17 protein-coding genes and 1 pseudogene are annotated in these 14,352 nt (G+C 66.1%); 6 read left to right on the top strand and 12 right to left on the bottom strand.

Going from position 1 to position 14,352, the window contains the following annotated elements; genetic code table 11:
- Nucleotide 1 precedes the first annotated feature (1 nt).
- The 12 genes from G6N32_RS26220 to G6N32_RS26165 all read right to left on the bottom strand — a co-directional run bounded on the left by G6N32_RS26220 (nucleotide 2) and on the right by G6N32_RS26165 (nucleotide 10,299).
- Complete coding sequence (locus G6N32_RS26220; RefSeq protein WP_115318229.1) at nucleotides 2-2,905, bottom strand: MMPL/RND family transporter; 2,904 nt, start codon at nucleotides 2,903-2,905, stop codon at nucleotides 2-4.
- Nucleotides 2,902-3,342 (bottom strand): MmpS family transport accessory protein, encoded by a 441-nt coding sequence (locus G6N32_RS26215; RefSeq protein ID WP_115319009.1) that lies wholly within the window; start codon nucleotides 3,340-3,342, stop codon nucleotides 2,902-2,904. Before G6N32_RS26215 ends, G6N32_RS26220 begins: the two co-directional genes overlap by 4 nt.
- A gap of 14 nt (nucleotides 3,343-3,356) precedes the next feature.
- Entirely contained in the window at nucleotides 3,357-3,872 is a 516-nt protein-coding gene (locus tag G6N32_RS26210; protein WP_232077350.1) for a MarR family winged helix-turn-helix transcriptional regulator, read from the bottom strand.
- A gap of 173 nt (nucleotides 3,873-4,045) precedes the next feature.
- Complete coding sequence (locus G6N32_RS26205) at nucleotides 4,046-4,597, bottom strand: GNAT family N-acetyltransferase (protein WP_115318230.1); 552 nt, start codon at nucleotides 4,595-4,597, stop codon at nucleotides 4,046-4,048.
- A 10-nt stretch (nucleotides 4,598-4,607) separates the two neighbouring features.
- Nucleotides 4,608-5,501, bottom strand: coding sequence for a 5-oxoprolinase/urea amidolyase family protein (locus tag G6N32_RS26200; protein ID WP_115319011.1), 894 nt, complete (start codon nucleotides 5,499-5,501; stop codon nucleotides 4,608-4,610).
- On the bottom strand, nucleotides 5,498-6,139 hold the full coding sequence (locus G6N32_RS26195; RefSeq protein ID WP_115318231.1) for a 5-oxoprolinase subunit B family protein: 642 nt from the start codon (nucleotides 6,137-6,139) through the stop codon (nucleotides 5,498-5,500). The genes G6N32_RS26200 and G6N32_RS26195 overlap by 4 nt, the downstream gene beginning before the upstream one ends.
- A gap of 24 nt (nucleotides 6,140-6,163) precedes the next feature.
- Nucleotides 6,164-6,880 carry a queuosine precursor transporter gene (locus tag G6N32_RS26190; RefSeq protein WP_115318232.1) on the bottom strand — a complete coding sequence of 239 codons (717 nt, stop codon included), beginning with the start codon at nucleotides 6,878-6,880 and terminating at the stop codon, nucleotides 6,164-6,166.
- A gap of 23 nt (nucleotides 6,881-6,903) precedes the next feature.
- Nucleotides 6,904-7,878, bottom strand: a complete 975-nt coding sequence (locus G6N32_RS26185; protein ID WP_115318233.1) for an ABC transporter substrate-binding protein — start codon at nucleotides 7,876-7,878, stop codon at nucleotides 6,904-6,906.
- 9 nt (nucleotides 7,879-7,887) lie between these two features.
- Nucleotides 7,888-8,487, bottom strand: coding sequence for an L-lysine exporter (lysE, locus tag G6N32_RS26180; protein ID WP_115318234.1), 600 nt, complete (start codon nucleotides 8,485-8,487; stop codon nucleotides 7,888-7,890).
- A gap of 83 nt (nucleotides 8,488-8,570) precedes the next feature.
- Entirely contained in the window at nucleotides 8,571-8,786 is a 216-nt protein-coding gene (locus tag G6N32_RS26175; RefSeq protein ID WP_163789468.1) for a hypothetical protein, read from the bottom strand.
- Between the two features lie 101 nt (nucleotides 8,787-8,887).
- Complete coding sequence (locus tag G6N32_RS26170) at nucleotides 8,888-9,691, bottom strand: siderophore-interacting protein (protein ID WP_115318235.1); 804 nt, start codon at nucleotides 9,689-9,691, stop codon at nucleotides 8,888-8,890.
- A complete protein-coding gene (locus G6N32_RS26165) occupies nucleotides 9,691-10,299 on the bottom strand; it encodes a TetR/AcrR family transcriptional regulator (protein ID WP_163789465.1) in 609 nt (202 codons plus the stop codon). The genes G6N32_RS26170 and G6N32_RS26165 overlap by 1 nt, the downstream gene beginning before the upstream one ends.
- 86 nt (nucleotides 10,300-10,385) lie before the next feature.
- Here G6N32_RS26165 and G6N32_RS26160 point away from each other — a divergent pair, with 86 nt between their 5' ends.
- The 6 genes and pseudogenes from G6N32_RS26160 (at nucleotide 10,386) to G6N32_RS29210 (ending at nucleotide 14,334) form a co-directional block, all read left to right on the top strand.
- Nucleotides 10,386-11,636 (top strand): cytochrome P450, encoded by a 1,251-nt coding sequence (locus G6N32_RS26160; RefSeq protein WP_115318237.1) that lies wholly within the window; start codon nucleotides 10,386-10,388, stop codon nucleotides 11,634-11,636.
- A gap of 71 nt (nucleotides 11,637-11,707) precedes the next feature.
- Complete coding sequence (locus tag G6N32_RS26155; protein WP_115318238.1) at nucleotides 11,708-11,980, top strand: hypothetical protein; 273 nt, start codon at nucleotides 11,708-11,710, stop codon at nucleotides 11,978-11,980.
- Nucleotides 11,977-12,876 carry a LysR family transcriptional regulator ArgP gene (locus tag G6N32_RS26150; protein ID WP_232077836.1) on the top strand — a complete coding sequence of 300 codons (900 nt, stop codon included), beginning with the start codon at nucleotides 11,977-11,979 and terminating at the stop codon, nucleotides 12,874-12,876. Before G6N32_RS26155 ends, G6N32_RS26150 begins: the two co-directional genes overlap by 4 nt.
- Nucleotides 12,877-12,983: 107 nt before the next feature.
- The gene (locus G6N32_RS26145; protein ID WP_115318240.1) at nucleotides 12,984-13,196 is read left to right on the top strand and encodes a hypothetical protein; all 213 of its coding nucleotides are present in this window, start codon (nucleotides 12,984-12,986) and stop codon (nucleotides 13,194-13,196) included.
- 188 nt (nucleotides 13,197-13,384) lie between these two features.
- Nucleotides 13,385-14,134, top strand: a pseudogene (locus G6N32_RS26140) (L,D-transpeptidase); the annotation flags it as partial.
- Between the two features lie 68 nt (nucleotides 14,135-14,202).
- Nucleotides 14,203-14,334, top strand: coding sequence for a hypothetical protein (locus G6N32_RS29210; RefSeq protein ID WP_264028626.1), 132 nt, complete (start codon nucleotides 14,203-14,205; stop codon nucleotides 14,332-14,334).
- Nucleotides 14,335-14,352 lie beyond the last annotated feature (18 nt).

The following is a 14,352-nucleotide window of genomic DNA, read 5'->3' as shown; positions in this document are numbered from 1 at the left end:
TCTAGGCCTTAGCCGGCATCGCCGCGGTGTCCGCGTCGTCGCTCGGTCGCGTGCGCGGCTGCGGGGGCAGGAAGTGGTAGTCCCCTCGGGGGTAGACCACCTGCGGCCACCAGAACCACCGGCCCAGCATCGTCGCGATCGACGGCATCAGCAGTGATCGCACGATGAAGGTGTCGATCAGCAGGCCGATCGCGATCGTCGAACCCATCTGGGCCAGCACCACCAGCTTGCTGAACATCATGCCGGCCATGGTCGCGGCGAACACCAGACCAGCCGACGTCACCACGCTGCCGGTACCGGCCATCGACCGGATGATGCCGGTCTTCAACCCGGCATGGATCTCATCCTTGAACCGGGATACCAGCAGCAGGTTGTAGTCCGACCCCACCGCCAACAGGATGATGACGGACATCAGCATGACCAGCCACTGCACCTGGATCCCGAACAGGTCCTGCCAGAGCAGCACGGAGATACCGAACGACGCGGCGATCGAGCTGCCCGCCGTCCCGACGATCACCAGTGCGGCGACCACACTGCGGGTCAGGATCAGCATGATCATGAAAATCAGCGTCAGCGACGACACCACCGCGATCAGCAGGTCGTATCGCGCGCCGTCGGACATGTCCTTGTAGGTCGCCGCCACGCCACCGAGATGAATCTTGGCGTTCGACAGCGACGACATCTTCAGCGCCTCTTGGGCGGCCTTGCGCTCGTTGTTGACGCGGGCGATGCCGTCCACCGTCGCGGGGTCGCCCTCGTGGGTGATGAACATGCGGGTCGACTTGCCATCCGGCGAGAAGAACATCTTCAGGCCGCGCTCGAAGTCGGGATTCTGGAAGGCCTCCGGCGGCAGGAAGAACAGGTCGTCGTTCTTGGCCTGGTCGAAACTCTCGCCCATCGCCAGTGCGGTGTCGTTGGACGCCTGCATCTGGTCCAGCAGGGCCTTCTGCGAGTTGTACGACGCCAGTGCGAGATCCCGGCTGACCTTCATCGACGCGATCGTCTGCGGAAGCAACGCGGTCAGCTGGGGCGCGATCGCGGCCAGCTGATCGGTATTGCCTTGCACGCCTTGAGTTTTGTCGGTCACCTCGTCGATTCCGTCGAGGGAGTCGAACAGCGACCGGGCCGCGGCACACAACGGGATGTCGTAGCAGTGCGGCTCCCAGTAGAAGTAATTGCGCATCGGCCGGAACTGGTCGTCGAAGTTCGCGATGTTGTCCCGCAATTGCTTGGTGGTCTCCAGCAGGTCCTGGGACCGGGCCGCCGAGTCCTGAGTGAGCTGCGTCTGCTTCAGGGACAGCTGATACTGCTTCTCCAGGATGTCGATCGAGACGTTCATGGAGTCAACCGTTTTCAGCTGGTTGTCCAGCTGATCGCGCTGGAACGGCAGGTTCATGTTGCTCGTCTGGCCCTGGACGCTGGTCTGGAACGGAATCGAGCTGTGCTGGATCGGGATGCCCAGCGGCCGGGTGATGCTCTGCACCATCGCGATGCCCTCGGTGTGCATGACATTGCTGGCGATCTTGTTCAGCACCAGCATGTCCGCGGAATTGCGCATGTCATGGTCGGCTTCGACCATCAGGATGTCCGGATTCATCCGGGCTTCGGTGAAGTGGCGATTGGCCGCGGCGAAGCCCTGATTGGCCGGGGCGTCCGCGGGGAGGTAGTGCTGGTCGTTGTAGGCCGGTTTGTATCCCGGGATCGCCACGATGCCGATCAGCACCACGAACAGGCTCGCCACGAAAATCGGTGCGGGCCAACGGACCACCGCGGTGCCGACGCGCCGCCAGAACCTGCTGTGGGCGGGCCGCTTCGACTCGTACAGCCCGACGCGGCTGCCCAGGTAGAGCACGGCCGGACCGAGGGTGACCGCGATCGCCACGATCACGAGCATGCCGATCGCGACGGGCGCGCCCATGGTGGTGAAGTAGGGCAGGCGCGCGAACGACAGGCAGTATGTCGCACCCGCGATCGTCAACCCGGAGCCCACGATGACGGGCGCGACGGACTTGAAGGTGGCGTAATAGGAGTCGTCGCGGTCCAGTCCGAGGGCGCGGTCTTCGCGATATCGGCCGAAGATGAAGATGCCGTAGTCGGTGGCGGCCGCGATCGCCAGCATCGTGAGGATGTTGCCTGCGAAGGTGGTCAGCCCGAATGCGCCGTGCAGAGCCAAAAATGAGACCACCCCACGGGCGGTCAGCAGCCCGAGGAAGGTCAGGAACAGCTGGATCAGGGTGGTCCGGATCGATCGGTAGACGATCAGCAGCATGCCCGCGATCGCGGCAAGGGTGATCAGGGTGATCATCGCGAGGCTGGCGTTACCGATGACGTGCAGGTCGTCGGTGAGCGCGGCCGGCCCGGCGACGTAGGCCTGGACGCCGGGCGGTGCCGGGGTCTCCTTGATGACCTTGCGAACCTCGTCCACGCCTTCGTTGGCCAGGGTCTGGCCCTGCTCACCGGCGAGGTTGATCATCACGTACGACGCTTTGCCGTCGGCACTTTGGGCGCCGGCAGCCGTGAGCGTGTCACTCCAGAAGTCCTGGATGTGCTGGATGTGTTCGGGGTCTTGTTCCAGCTTGCGGATGATCTCGTCGTAGTACTGGTGGGCGTCCGGACCGAGAGGCTTCTGGCCCTCGATGACGACCATGATCGTGCTGTTGGAGTTGAACTCCTTGAAGTTGGCCCCCATCAACTTCATCGCCTTCATCGACGGGGCGTCTTCGGGTGCCATTGGCGCCGAGTGCATCTCGCCGACGACTTCGAGCTGGGGTGCGACGACGTTGACCAGCACGGCCATCGCGATCCAGAACAAGATGATCGGCAGTGCGAGGATGCGGAGCAGGTGTGGGACGACCGGCCGCTTGGGCTTGTTCGCGGGTTCGGGCGCGGTGACGGTGTGGGTCATGCCGACTTCACCAAGCAGTAGGTCTGCGCGTTGACGCCATCGGCGGATTGCTCCTCACGAACGGTTCCGTTCACAGTGACGCGGCATCCAATCTGGTCGCCGTCAGTCCGCGCCATGAGACTCGCGCTGACTGCGGGCAATGTTGTCGACAGGGTGATGGACCAGGGCAGCGGGACGGTGACGGTGTGCACCTTGGCTTCCGGGTCGAAATAGCTGATCTGGGCGTTGGTTCCGGGCGCTCCGTAGACGTCGTAGACCATGACCTTGGGGTTGAACTGGACGATCTCGATGCCCGAGCCGGCTCCGGCATTCAGGTCCTCAGACGCGAACATCTTGTGCAGTCGAGAGACGACCAGGCCCGATACGGACAGCACGACTATGAGAACCAACGGTATCCAGATGCGCTTGAACACGCGGCCGACCGGAATAGCTTTCACCCGAACACCTTCCGTCACCTGCCCGACCGCGGCGCGGCCGGCCCTTCTTCTGCATGCGCTGGAGCGCCGTCTGTCCCGCAGTCGGCGTTGGCGACCAGCCGGCCGATCAACGGCAGTGCCACCCGCGCCGAGAGCCACAGTGCCGACTGCTCTTCGGGCGTGAGTGTCGCCATCAATGCCGCCAGACGTTCCCGGCGCAAACGCTTGCGATCATCGAGCAACGCCTGGCCCTCGGCGGTGATTCCGATCAGGCATGCCCGCCCGTCGTCGGGGTCGGGCAGCCGGGTCACGAGACCGGCGCGTTCCAGCCGCTGGACCAACTGGGTCATCGACGGCTGGCTGACGCCTTCCTTGCTGGCCAGTGTGGTCAGCCGGACGGGGCCCTCGCGATACACCCGGTTCATCGTGAACGCGGCGGAGGCGCTGAGATCGGCACGGTCGCTGAGGAATCGGATGGTCAGATCCATCGCCTGGTCGAGGGCATCGCCAACGCACTCGCTGACATCGTGATCGGTCAGCTGTTTTGCCACCGGGTATCTATATCACGGGGGCTATGTAGCGGCAATTGGGGCCCGCCGGCCGTGCGATCACAGCGAGTTCCCAGACTCGTCGACGCTGTCCAGCGGGGATGCCGGTCAGCGGGACGAAGGGTTGGCGACGTCGGGAAGGGTCAGTTGTATGCCGTCGCCTATCTATCGAGCGTCTACCAGACGTCGCCGGGGCGCCAGTCGCATGCCAGCGCCGCCGTGGCGTCGACCTCGACGTCGACCGGCAGGACGAAGATCGAACCGTCGTCATCCGGCGTGCGGGTCGGACCGCCCGGAGCCAACACCGACGTCGGCCCCTGCCAGTGCACCCACCCGCGGGGCCGGTAGATCGTCTCGCCGAGCGGGGTCGAACTGAGGGCACCGATTTGGTAGGCGCCACGGATCACCTGCTCGACCGCGTCGAGCACGGCATGGGCCAATCCCTGCCCCCGCCAGTCGTCACGCACGGCCACGGCCTCGACATAGCCACAGCGCAATGCCGTCCCGCGGTAGAGGAGTCGGCGTTGAACGACGGCCGCGTGCGCGATCAGCGCGCCGCGGTGGGCGATGATCGCGTGCATACCGCCGAGTGCATGTTCCCAGTCCGAGTCGGTGAACTCGGCCGGGCCGCCGAACGCATCGGTGAGCATCTGCCGGGCGCTCTGGCGGGTCTCGGCGTCCAGGTCGCTGGTGTGGATCAGCCTGGCGGTGTGGACCTGCGCGTGCACACCATCAGCTCTACCAGTCCTGGGAGCCGTCCGCTGGGATACGGGGTGTGGTCCAGCGCAGTCGGACGGCCTGGCCGGGCCGGATCTGGGCCACCGTGTCGGTGTCGGCGTCGGTGACCACACCGATGACGGGGTAGCCCCCGGTCACCGGGTGATCGGGGCCCAGGATCACCGGCTGGCCGTTGGGCGGCACCTGGATTGCGCCACGGATGGCCCCTTCGCTGGGCAGCTGGCGATCGGGCCATCGGTATGTCAGGGGGCTACCGCTCAGCCGCATGCCGACCCGGTCGCTTCGGTCGGTGGCAATCCAGTCGGTGTGGACCAGGGCGTCCGGGTCGGTGAACCAGTCGTCGCGCGGCCCGGGTACGACGCGCAACTCGATTCGGCCCGCGGCGATCGCGGCCACCGGCGCCTGGTCGAGCTCGGGGTACTGCTCGCTCTGGGTGCCCACCGCGAGCACGTCACCCGCGCGCAGCGGCCGTGGCCCGATTCCCGACATCGTGTCGTAGCTGCGTGAGCCCAGCGCCGGTTCGACGTCGATCCCGCCGCGCACCGCGAGGTAGCTGCGCAGGCCGGCTCGCGGTGTGCCGAGTGTGATCACCTGTCCGGCGCGAACGCGATGAATGCTATTGGTGCCAAAAGGAATTCCGTCTACAGCGGGATCGGAATCGGCGCCCGTCACGGCGACGTCGACGTCGCCGCCGCGTACCCGGGCGGCGAACCCACCGAGGGTGATCTCCACGGTGGCCCGGTCGTCGGGGTTGGCCAGCAGGCGGTTGGCCAACCGGTGTGCGTTGCGGTCAGCGGCCCCCGAGCGGGTCACCCCGACGTGAGCCAGACCGGGCCGACCGAGATCTTCCAGCAGCGCCAGGGGTCCGGTCCGCAGAACGTCGAGTGCGATCATGACCGGCCCCGCGTGATCGCCCGGAACCGCACCCACATGCCAGGCAGCAGGAGTGCGGGTTGCGGGCGTCCGATGTCCCACAACACCGCGTCGGTACGTCCGATCAGCTGCCAGCCACCGGGTGAGGAGCGCGGATAGACTCCGCTGAAATCGCCTGCCAGGCCCACTGATCCGGCCGGCACCGCGGTGCGGGGATCGTCGCGTCGTGGCACCCTCAAGCGGGAGTCTCCGCCGACGAGATAGGCGAAACCCGGTGCGAATCCACCGAATCCGACTCGCCACGGTGTTGCGGTGTGGGCCTCGATCACCTCGGTGGGTGTCATGTCGGTGTGCCGGGCAACGTCGACGAGGTCGGGGCCGTCGTAAACCACGTCGATCGTCACGTCGGCCTCGCCGCTCGGGCGATGGTTGACGCACCCGGGGTCGATGCGCAGTCGGGTGAGGCGCTGACGCGTCGGCGCTTGGTCAGCCGGGTCGGCGAGTGTGACCAGCACGGTCCTGGCGGTCGGCACGACGTCCAGGACACCGGGCAACCGGGCCTCGAGCAGGGTTGCGGCCAGTGCCAGCACCTCGTCGGTGGACGGGCATTCCAGCAGCAGCGCCCGGTCGCCGTAGTCGCGAATTGTGTTGGACACCACGAGGTCTGTCGCCCTTGCCGAGGATCAGACCATCAGGGTGTACGTCGGCTCGTGACGCTTGATGTAGCCGATGACCCGGTACGTCACCGGGAGCATGACCACCTCGACGGCCGTCTTGTAGATCCAGCCCAGCGCGGTGTAGGTGACGAAGTCGCCGAAGCTGGTGATGCCGATCGCGCCTGCGGCGATGCTGCAGAACACCAGGGTGTCGCCGAGCTGGCCGGCGAAGGTCGAGCCGACCAGTCGCGCCCACAGGTGCTTTTCCTTGGTGCGCTCTTTGATCTTGACGACGGTCCACGCGTTGATGGTCTGGCCGACGATGAAGCCGGCCAAGCCGGCGACGATCAGCTGGGTGTAGGCGTGGACGATGTTCTCGAAGTGTTCCTGGTTGGTGTAGAAGTCGGCCGACGGGAGGTAGATCGTCACCCAGAACGCCAGCGCCGCCAGGATGTTCATCGCGAAGCCGAGGATGATGGCTCGGCGCGCGGCCTTGAATCCGTACACCTCGGACAGCACGTCGCCGATCACGTAGGTCAGCGGGAAGACGATGAAACCGCCATCGGTGATGATCGACCAGTTTCCGATGACGGGCCCGAAGGCGACGCCTTTGGTGGCGGTGACATTGGAGATGATCACCAGAGCCGTGAAGACCGAAACGAAGACCGGATAGTAGCGAGAACCGACCTGCGCGAATCCGGGAGTGGGGGCATCGGCGCGTGCGGTGGTCTGGCTGCTTGTCACAGGTGCTATCCAAGCACGGCAGGTCAGGCCAGCGCGCGTGAGAGCAACGGCGGCAACTGATCGGCCACCACGGGGTAGGACAGCGGTGAGGCGAAGGCGATCGCCCCGGCCAGGTCCTGGCCGGTGAACACGTTCCGAGTGGCCAGCTTGGCGACCGCGGGATCGGCGGACAGCGCCGCTTGGTCAGCGTCGCTCTCGGTGCACCAGATCAGCACATCGGCGGAATCGAGGGCGTCGGCGAGCTTGTCGCGCGGGATCGCGGCCCGGTGGTCGTCGACGGCATACGTGGTGATGCTGTCGGCGATCTGCAGGCCCATCGCGGTCAGGAAGTCGGTGCGCCAGCCGGGCAGCGTCGCGGTCATCGTGCCACCGGAGAAGCTGCCCGCCAGCAGCACCGCCTTCTTGTCTTTGAAGCCGGGGTTGTTCTTGGCCACGTCGGCGAACTTGGCGTCGACGCCGGCGATCACCTGCTTCATCTGCCTGCCCTGGAACACCGCGGTTCCCACCGCAGCGGCCTGGTCCTTCCATGGCTCGAAGAAGGCGTCGTCGTCGGACTGGGCGATGGTCGGCGCGATGGCCGACAGCTTCTTGTAGGTGTCGGCGTCCAACCCGGCGTTGACAGCGACGATCAGGTCGGGTTTGAGCGCCGCGATCTGGTCCACCTGAATCCCGTTGTCCAGGTTGAGGACAACGGGCTGGGCCGATCCGAGCTTGGCTTGGGCCCACGGCCATACGCCGAAGGGTTGATCACCGAACCAGTTTGTCACCGCGATGGGGACCACCCCGACCGCCAGCAGATCGTCCTGCTCGGTGAAGCCGGCGCTGACGACTCGTTTCGGCGGTGCGGCGATCGTGGTCTCGCCGAAGATGTGCTTGATGGTCACCGAGGTGGGGTTGGCGTCGTCGCCGGATTTGGCCGACGAGCACGCCGCCGCAACCAGCACCCCCGCAGCCCCGGCGGCTCCCAGGAATCCACGCCTCGTCCACTGCGCGCTCACGGCGCGACATTAACCCACCACCAGCGAGATGCCGAGTCCAATCATCACGACCGCAATCAGGCCGTCGAGGATTCGCCACGTCAGCGGAGTGGCGAACAACCCGGCCAGTCGGCGCGCACCGAAGCCAAGGCTGAAGAACCAGACAACGCTGGCAGTCACCGCGCCGACGCCGAACAACCACCGGCTATCGGCGTGCTGATTGGCCAGGGTCCCGAGCAGCACGACGGTGTCCAGGTACACGTGCGGGTTGAGGAAAGTCATGGCCAGACACGTCAGCAGCACCGAGAGCAGCCGGGTGGAACCGTTCTGCGCCGGCGCCATGCTCGCGGATCTGAGCGCTCGGCGTGCGGCCATGGCGCCATAGCCGAAGAGGAAGGCCGCTCCACCGATCTTGGCTACCGCAACGGTGTTCGGGTGCGCGGTGATGAGGGCTCCGATACCGGCGATGCCCGCGGTGATGAGCAGCAGGTCCGAGACCGCACACACGCTGACCACGGCCAGCACGTGCTCACGTCGGATGCCTTGGCGCAGGACGAACGCGTTCTGGGCGCCGATGGCGGCGATCAGCGTGAACGAGGTCAAGAAACCGACGAGCAGGGGCGAGGTCATGCCACGACGGTAGGAAGAGGCGACGCGACAGTCCAGCTAAAGATATTGCGGGTGCTTAAGCCTCGCTAATGCAGCCCCGACTGTCAGCAGATGGCGGCGGCGGCGATGAGCCCGAACGAGATGAGCACGATGCTCAGCACGAACGCTGCGTGACCCATCGACAGGGCCACGACCACGCCGACGACACCGGCGACGAAGATCGCAACCATGAGGAATGCCATCAGCCAGCTGTGCGGGTTGATGGCGGCGCGGGGGAGCGGTACGACTCTCGGTCCTTGAGGACGTTCCATGCCCGTCATCCAACACCTCCGTATGTGACTTAGTTCATGATCCTAGGAATAGGTGATGCGGATCACAAGCACCGCGAGGTCACGGTTGTCGGGTCGGTGTCGGGGCGCGGCTAGAGGCCGATCCGCTCGAGGGCGTCGTCGAACTCCTCGGCGGCCGCCTTGTCGCTCTTGCCGTCGGCGATCGCCTGCCGGTACATCGCCAAGAAGTCGTCTCCCACCAGGGCGAACCGCGCATCCCAGGCGGCCGAGTCCTGCCGCCAGTACCCCATGACGTCGTACTGGTCGATGGTCCAGCCGCGGCCGCGCAGGTGCTTGCGGACCTCCCGCGATGCCCCCGCCTCTCCGCCGAACCAGCAGTAGCCGTCCGCCGGGAGCTCGAGGCTGCCGACCAGCTGCGCGAGCTGGCTCGCCGCGACGCCGTTTCCGCTGCCCATGCTGGGTATGAGCGTGACGCCGGCCGGGGTCGGCAGATAGTCGAGATCGTCGTGATCGAGCACCTCGACCACGACCGTGCTGGACACCGTCGGCGGCGACTCGGCCATGATGCGGGCCAGCGCCGGCAGCCCGGCGAGATCGGCCACCAGCAGCTGCCACGTCGCACTCGGTGGCGGCCGGTACCACGCGCGGGCATGGTCGAGCCCGACGCGATCGCCCACCCGAACGGTCTGCGCCCAAGTGCTGCCGGGGCCGCCGGGGTGCACCAGGATGTCGAGGTCGACGAGGTCTCCGGTCTGGCGACGTACCGAGTAGGTGCGGCCTAGGTTCGGTGCTGCCTGGTCGAAATACACCCCGACGGCGCAATCGGGGTGCGGCGCGAGGGTCAGCGATTCGGGGTCTTCCACCCGCAGCCGGACGCGACGCAGCCGGGGGTTCGGAGCGAACGTATCGACGACGGTCGCGGGACTGAAGCTCATCAGACCGCCCCGGCCGCTCCGAGTGTGGTGGCGGTCAGCGTGGCGACGAGAGTGTCTTCGTCGGTGTCGATGTCGCCGTGCAGCCAGGCGGCGATGAGCTCCGTGGCTGCGGTGACCATCGTCCTGGTCGCCAGCAGGCGGTCCACTGACGGCTTCGGCGGTCCCTCGAACGGCATTGCTTCGGCCGCGATGCGTTCGGTGAACGCGCTGATCTCCCGTTGCTGGAGCTGGCGTAGCCGCGGGAATCCAGGCGACTCCATGTAGAGGCGCGCATCAGCTGCGCTGGCTACCAAAGTCTGCACCACGATGCGCAGGACGCCGTGGGCGCGTGCGGGCTTGGGGACGGTGGCCAGCACCACCTCCATTGCAGCCTTGAGCCTGCTGTACAGGTCTTCGGCACAGGCGTCCAGAAGTTCGTCTTTCGTGCTGAATTCGGCATAGAAATAGCGCTTGCTCAGTCTTGCCCGCTGGCAGACCAGGTCGACGGTCAGCGGGGCGACGCCCACTTCGGCGATCAGGTCGCGCGCGGCGTCGAGCAGCCGCGCACGGCGCTCCTGCGAGCGCTGCAGTGAGCTGAGCCCGCCGTAGGTGCGTCCCTCGACAACCATGACGCCATCTTGACCCATTGTGTGGGCCGCGCCATAATCCAGAACGAATTCGTTCCAGATTACTCGCATGGCGCAAGGAGTCACCGATGACGACCCGGATCATGGATGAAGCGGCGCGCGTGCTGGCCGACCCGCAGGCCTACACCGACGAGGCAGGGCTCCACCGCGCGCTCGCGCACTTGCGTGCGCACGCTCCCGTGTCGTGGGTGGACGTCGACGGCTACCGGCCGTTCTGGGCGGTCACCAAGCACGCCGACATCATGGACATCGAGCGGCAGAACGACCTGTTCACCAACGACCCCCGTCCGATGCTGGTGGTGCAGGACCTCGACGACAAACTGCGCGCCGACCGGGAAGCCGGGGCGGGCCTGAGCACGCTGATTCACATCGACGACCCGCATCACCGCGACTTGCGCAAGATCGGTGCCGACTGGTTCCGCCCGAAAGCCATGCGCGCGTTGAAGGCCCGCTGCGACGAGCTGGCCAAGATGTACGTCGACCAGATGGTGGAGCGCGGACCGGTGATCGATTTCGCCCAGGAGATCGCGGTCAACTTTCCGCTGTATGTCATTTTGACGCTGCTCGGCCTCCCGGAGTCGGACTTCCCCCGGATGCTCAAGCTCACCCAGGAGCTCTTCGGTGGCGACGACAGCGAGTTTCAGCGCGCCGAGGATAAAGACGCGATGATCGCGGTGCTGCTGGACTTCTTCGGTTATTTCTCGGCGCTGACCGCTTCTCGGCGTGAAAACCCCACCGAGGACCTGACGTCGGCGATCGCGAACGCCACGATCAACGGAGAACCGTTGTCCGACATGGACACCGCCTCCTACTACGTCATCGTCGCCAGTGCCGGCCACGACACCACCAGCGCCGGAATCGCCGGCGGACTCCTCGAACTCATCCGCAACCCGGGTGAGCTACAGCGTCTGCAGAACGATGCGTCCCTGATGGGCACCGCGGTCGAGGAGATGATCCGCTGCATCGTGCCGGTCAAGGAATTCATGCGCACCGCCCAAGCCGACACCGAAGTCCGCGGCGTTCGCATCGCCAAGGGCGAATCCGTACTGCTGTCCTACGTCTCGGCCAACCGCGACGAAGAGGTCTTCGCCGACCCGATGCGCTTCGACGTCGGCCGCGACCCCAACAAGCATCTGTCGTTCGGCTACGGCGTGCACTTCTGCCTGGGCGCAGCGCTGGCCCGCATGGAGATGAACAGCTTCTTCACCGAACTCGTCCCCCGCATCAGCTCCATCGAACTCGCCGGCGAACCCGAACTCATGGCCACCACCTTCGTCGGCGGTATCAAGCACTTACCGATCCGATACTCCTTGAGGTGATTTCTCCGCGGTGACCCCCGCGGGCGGCGATAATTGCCGGTGAGTCGGTCGCACGAGGGGAAGTACTGACGATGAAGAAGCTGGCAGCGGCGCTGGTGAGCGCCATGGCCTTGGCTGTCGTACCGGTGGCGGTCGCACCGGGTGCGCACGCCGATGTGTGCGGAGACGTCGGAGGACGTCATGTGAACGTCGGCGGCTGCACGAATGTCGCCGGCGATGTCGCCGTCGCGGGTGCGGTGGCCTCTGATGACGACGCTGCGGCGCAGGCGGCCGCGGGGCAGCCGCCCTGCTACACGCCGCAAGGGGTCCCGTATTACACCCCCGGTTCGGATCCCTGCTACTGAGCGCCCCCGGTGAGGCTCGCCTGGATGCGGGCCAACTCGCGGCGTTCGCCGCGATAGTCGAACTCGGCAGTTTCGAGGCGGCTGCCGATCGGTTGCATGTGACCCCGTCGGCGGTCAGCCAGCGCATCAAGGCTCTGGAAAAGCAGGTGGGGCAGGTACTGCTGGTTCGCGGAAAGCCCTGTGTGGCAACGCTGGCCGGCACACCGCTGCTTCGGCTGGCGGCGCAGACCGCGATGTTGGAGGCCGAGGCCATCGCCGAGATGGCCGGTGGTGGTGAGGGCGCGCCGCGCCCGCGGATCGCGATGGCGGTCAACGCCGACTCCATGGCGACGTGGTTCGTCGGGGTGTTGTCCAAGCTGCCCGATGTGTTGTTCGACATCCGCATCGAGGATCAGGACCACTCCGCCCGGCTGTTGCGGGAGGGTGTTGCCATGGGTGCGGTCACCACCGAGCGCGCCCCCGTGCCCGGCTGCCGGGTCCATTCGCTGGGCGTGATGCGGTATCTGGCGGTGGCCAGTGCCGATTACGTAAAGCGTTATCTTTCAGACGGTTTCACTGCGAAGGCGGTGGAAATGGCGCCGTCGCTTGCGTGGAATCGCGACGATGCACTGCAGGATATGCTGGTGCGCAAGGCGTTCGGTCGTGCCGTCAAACGTCCCGTCTCGTACGTGCCGACCGCGGAAGGCTTCGGTGCTGCGGTGCAGGCCGGCCTCGGGTGGGGGATGTATCCCGAGCAGTCGGCGGCGCAGGCGCTTGCGGACGGCTCGTTCGTCCAGGTCAGTGATGTCCACTTGGACACACCACTGTTCTGGCAGTGCTGGAAACTCGACAGCCCCCTGCTGGAATCTCTGACCGCGACCGTCCTGGACGCCGCCGACGCGCTGCGCCGGAGCTGACAGAAAGATCACAGTCACTCCACGACGGTTTGCCACCGTGCTGATACGGATAATCCGGTCGCCATGAACGCGAGCCGACTTTCCCGCTCCAAGATCGTCGCCGCAGCGTGGGGGCCAGCGCGGCGTCGGCCAGCGTATTTCTGGTCGCAATACAGGTCGAGCGCGGGAGCGACGCGACGGTGATGTCCGATCCTGCCCCGGTCGTCAACACGATGACCACCGGTGTGACCACCAGTACGTCGCCGGGTCAGCCGTCGGTGACGGTGGAAGTCGCGACACCGCAGATCACCACCACACCGACCTCCGCCGAGCCCGGCTAGCAGCGCAACTGGGCAGAATAGCTGTGATGCACCATGATTGATCGGTTGGGCGAGAGATCGTGGAGATGTGAATGGCATGGATTGGTCGCAGAGCGCGGGTTCTGCTGTCGGTGGTGTTGGTTCTGATGGCAGTTCCGGCGGGCCCGGCAGTCGTAGCGCACGCCGACGAAGTCCTTCCGCCGGTGGCGTTCACCACCACCTCGAATGCGCCGCTGCGCGACGGCGGCACCTACGGAATCGGCACGGTGATCGTCGCGCACTTCGATGCTCCCGTCGGTGATCGCGCTCTGGCCGAGCAGGCACTGCAAGTCGACACCTCGCCGCCGGTGGCCGGTGCGTGGCACTGGGTCGACGACCGCACCATGCACTGGCGGCCGCCGCAGTACTACGCGCCGGGCACGGTGGTCACTGTGACGCCCGGACCCGGGGCGCCCGTCTCCTTCACCATCGGTGCCTCGCATGTGTCGATCGCCGACGACGCGACCAAGCAGGTGACGGTGTTCGACGGCGGAAAGCTGGTCCGGACGATGCCCACATCGATGGGTCGTGGGGGTACCGAGAAAGTCGGCAACACCACCCTGAGCTTCTGGACTCAGCCCGGCGTGTACACCGTTTTGGACAAGAGCAATCCCGTGGTGATGGATTCCTCGACCTACGGGCTGCCGATCAACTCACATCTCGGATACAAGGAGACGATTCCGTACGCGGTGCGCATCAGCACCGACGGCGTGTACCTGCACGAGTTGGACGCGACGGTGTGGGCGCAGGGGAACACCGATACCAGCCACGGTTGCCTGAACCTCAACCGCGACAATGCAATCTGGTTCTACAACTTCTCGGTGCCCGGCGACGTCGTCGAAGTGCGCAACACCGGGGGCAAGCCGCTGCAGCTGTGGCAGAACGGGGACTGGAGCGTCTCGTGGGATCAGTGGGCCTAGCCGGCGGGCGGCAGTTTCGGGTAGCGACTACTCGTGACACCGAACATCCGTCCCACCAGACTGGGGATGTGACATCCCCGCACGCAGAGCCGCGCCTCGCCGACATCGTCGAGTTGCCGCTGGCCCGTGTGGCCGGTCATCGTGACCCGGCGGGCGAGGACGACGAGCGCGAGCCGGAGACCATCATCCTGCTCTGGTGACGGTCCGGATATGGCATG

The sequence above is a fragment of the Mycolicibacterium aichiense genome, assembly GCF_010726245.1.
In the GTDB taxonomy this organism is placed as follows: domain Bacteria; phylum Actinomycetota; class Actinomycetes; order Mycobacteriales; family Mycobacteriaceae; genus Mycobacterium; species Mycobacterium aichiense.
This window is presented reverse-complemented; position numbering and strand designations above follow the sequence as displayed.

Coding starts and splice junctions, on each gene's coding strand:
- G6N32_RS26155 (WP_115318238.1), top strand. CDS start 11,708: ATGAAGAAGCTGGCAGCGGCGCTGGTGAGCGCCATGGCCTTGGCTGTC.
- G6N32_RS26200 (WP_115319011.1), bottom strand. CDS start 5,501: ATGATCGCACTCGACGTTCTGCGGACCGGACCCCTGGCGCTGCTGGAA.
- G6N32_RS26170 (WP_115318235.1), bottom strand. CDS start 9,691: ATGAGCTTCAGTCCCGCGACCGTCGTCGATACGTTCGCTCCGAACCCC.
- G6N32_RS26160 (WP_115318237.1), top strand. CDS start 10,386: ATGACGACCCGGATCATGGATGAAGCGGCGCGCGTGCTGGCCGACCCG.
- G6N32_RS26165 (WP_163789465.1), bottom strand. CDS start 10,299: ATGGTTGTCGAGGGACGCACCTACGGCGGGCTCAGCTCACTGCAGCGC.
- G6N32_RS26220 (WP_115318229.1), bottom strand. CDS start 2,905: ATGACCCACACCGTCACCGCGCCCGAACCCGCGAACAAGCCCAAGCGG.
- G6N32_RS26175 (WP_163789468.1), bottom strand. CDS start 8,786: ATGACGGGCATGGAACGTCCTCAAGGACCGAGAGTCGTACCGCTCCCC.
- lysE (WP_115318234.1), bottom strand. CDS start 8,487: ATGACCTCGCCCCTGCTCGTCGGTTTCTTGACCTCGTTCACGCTGATC.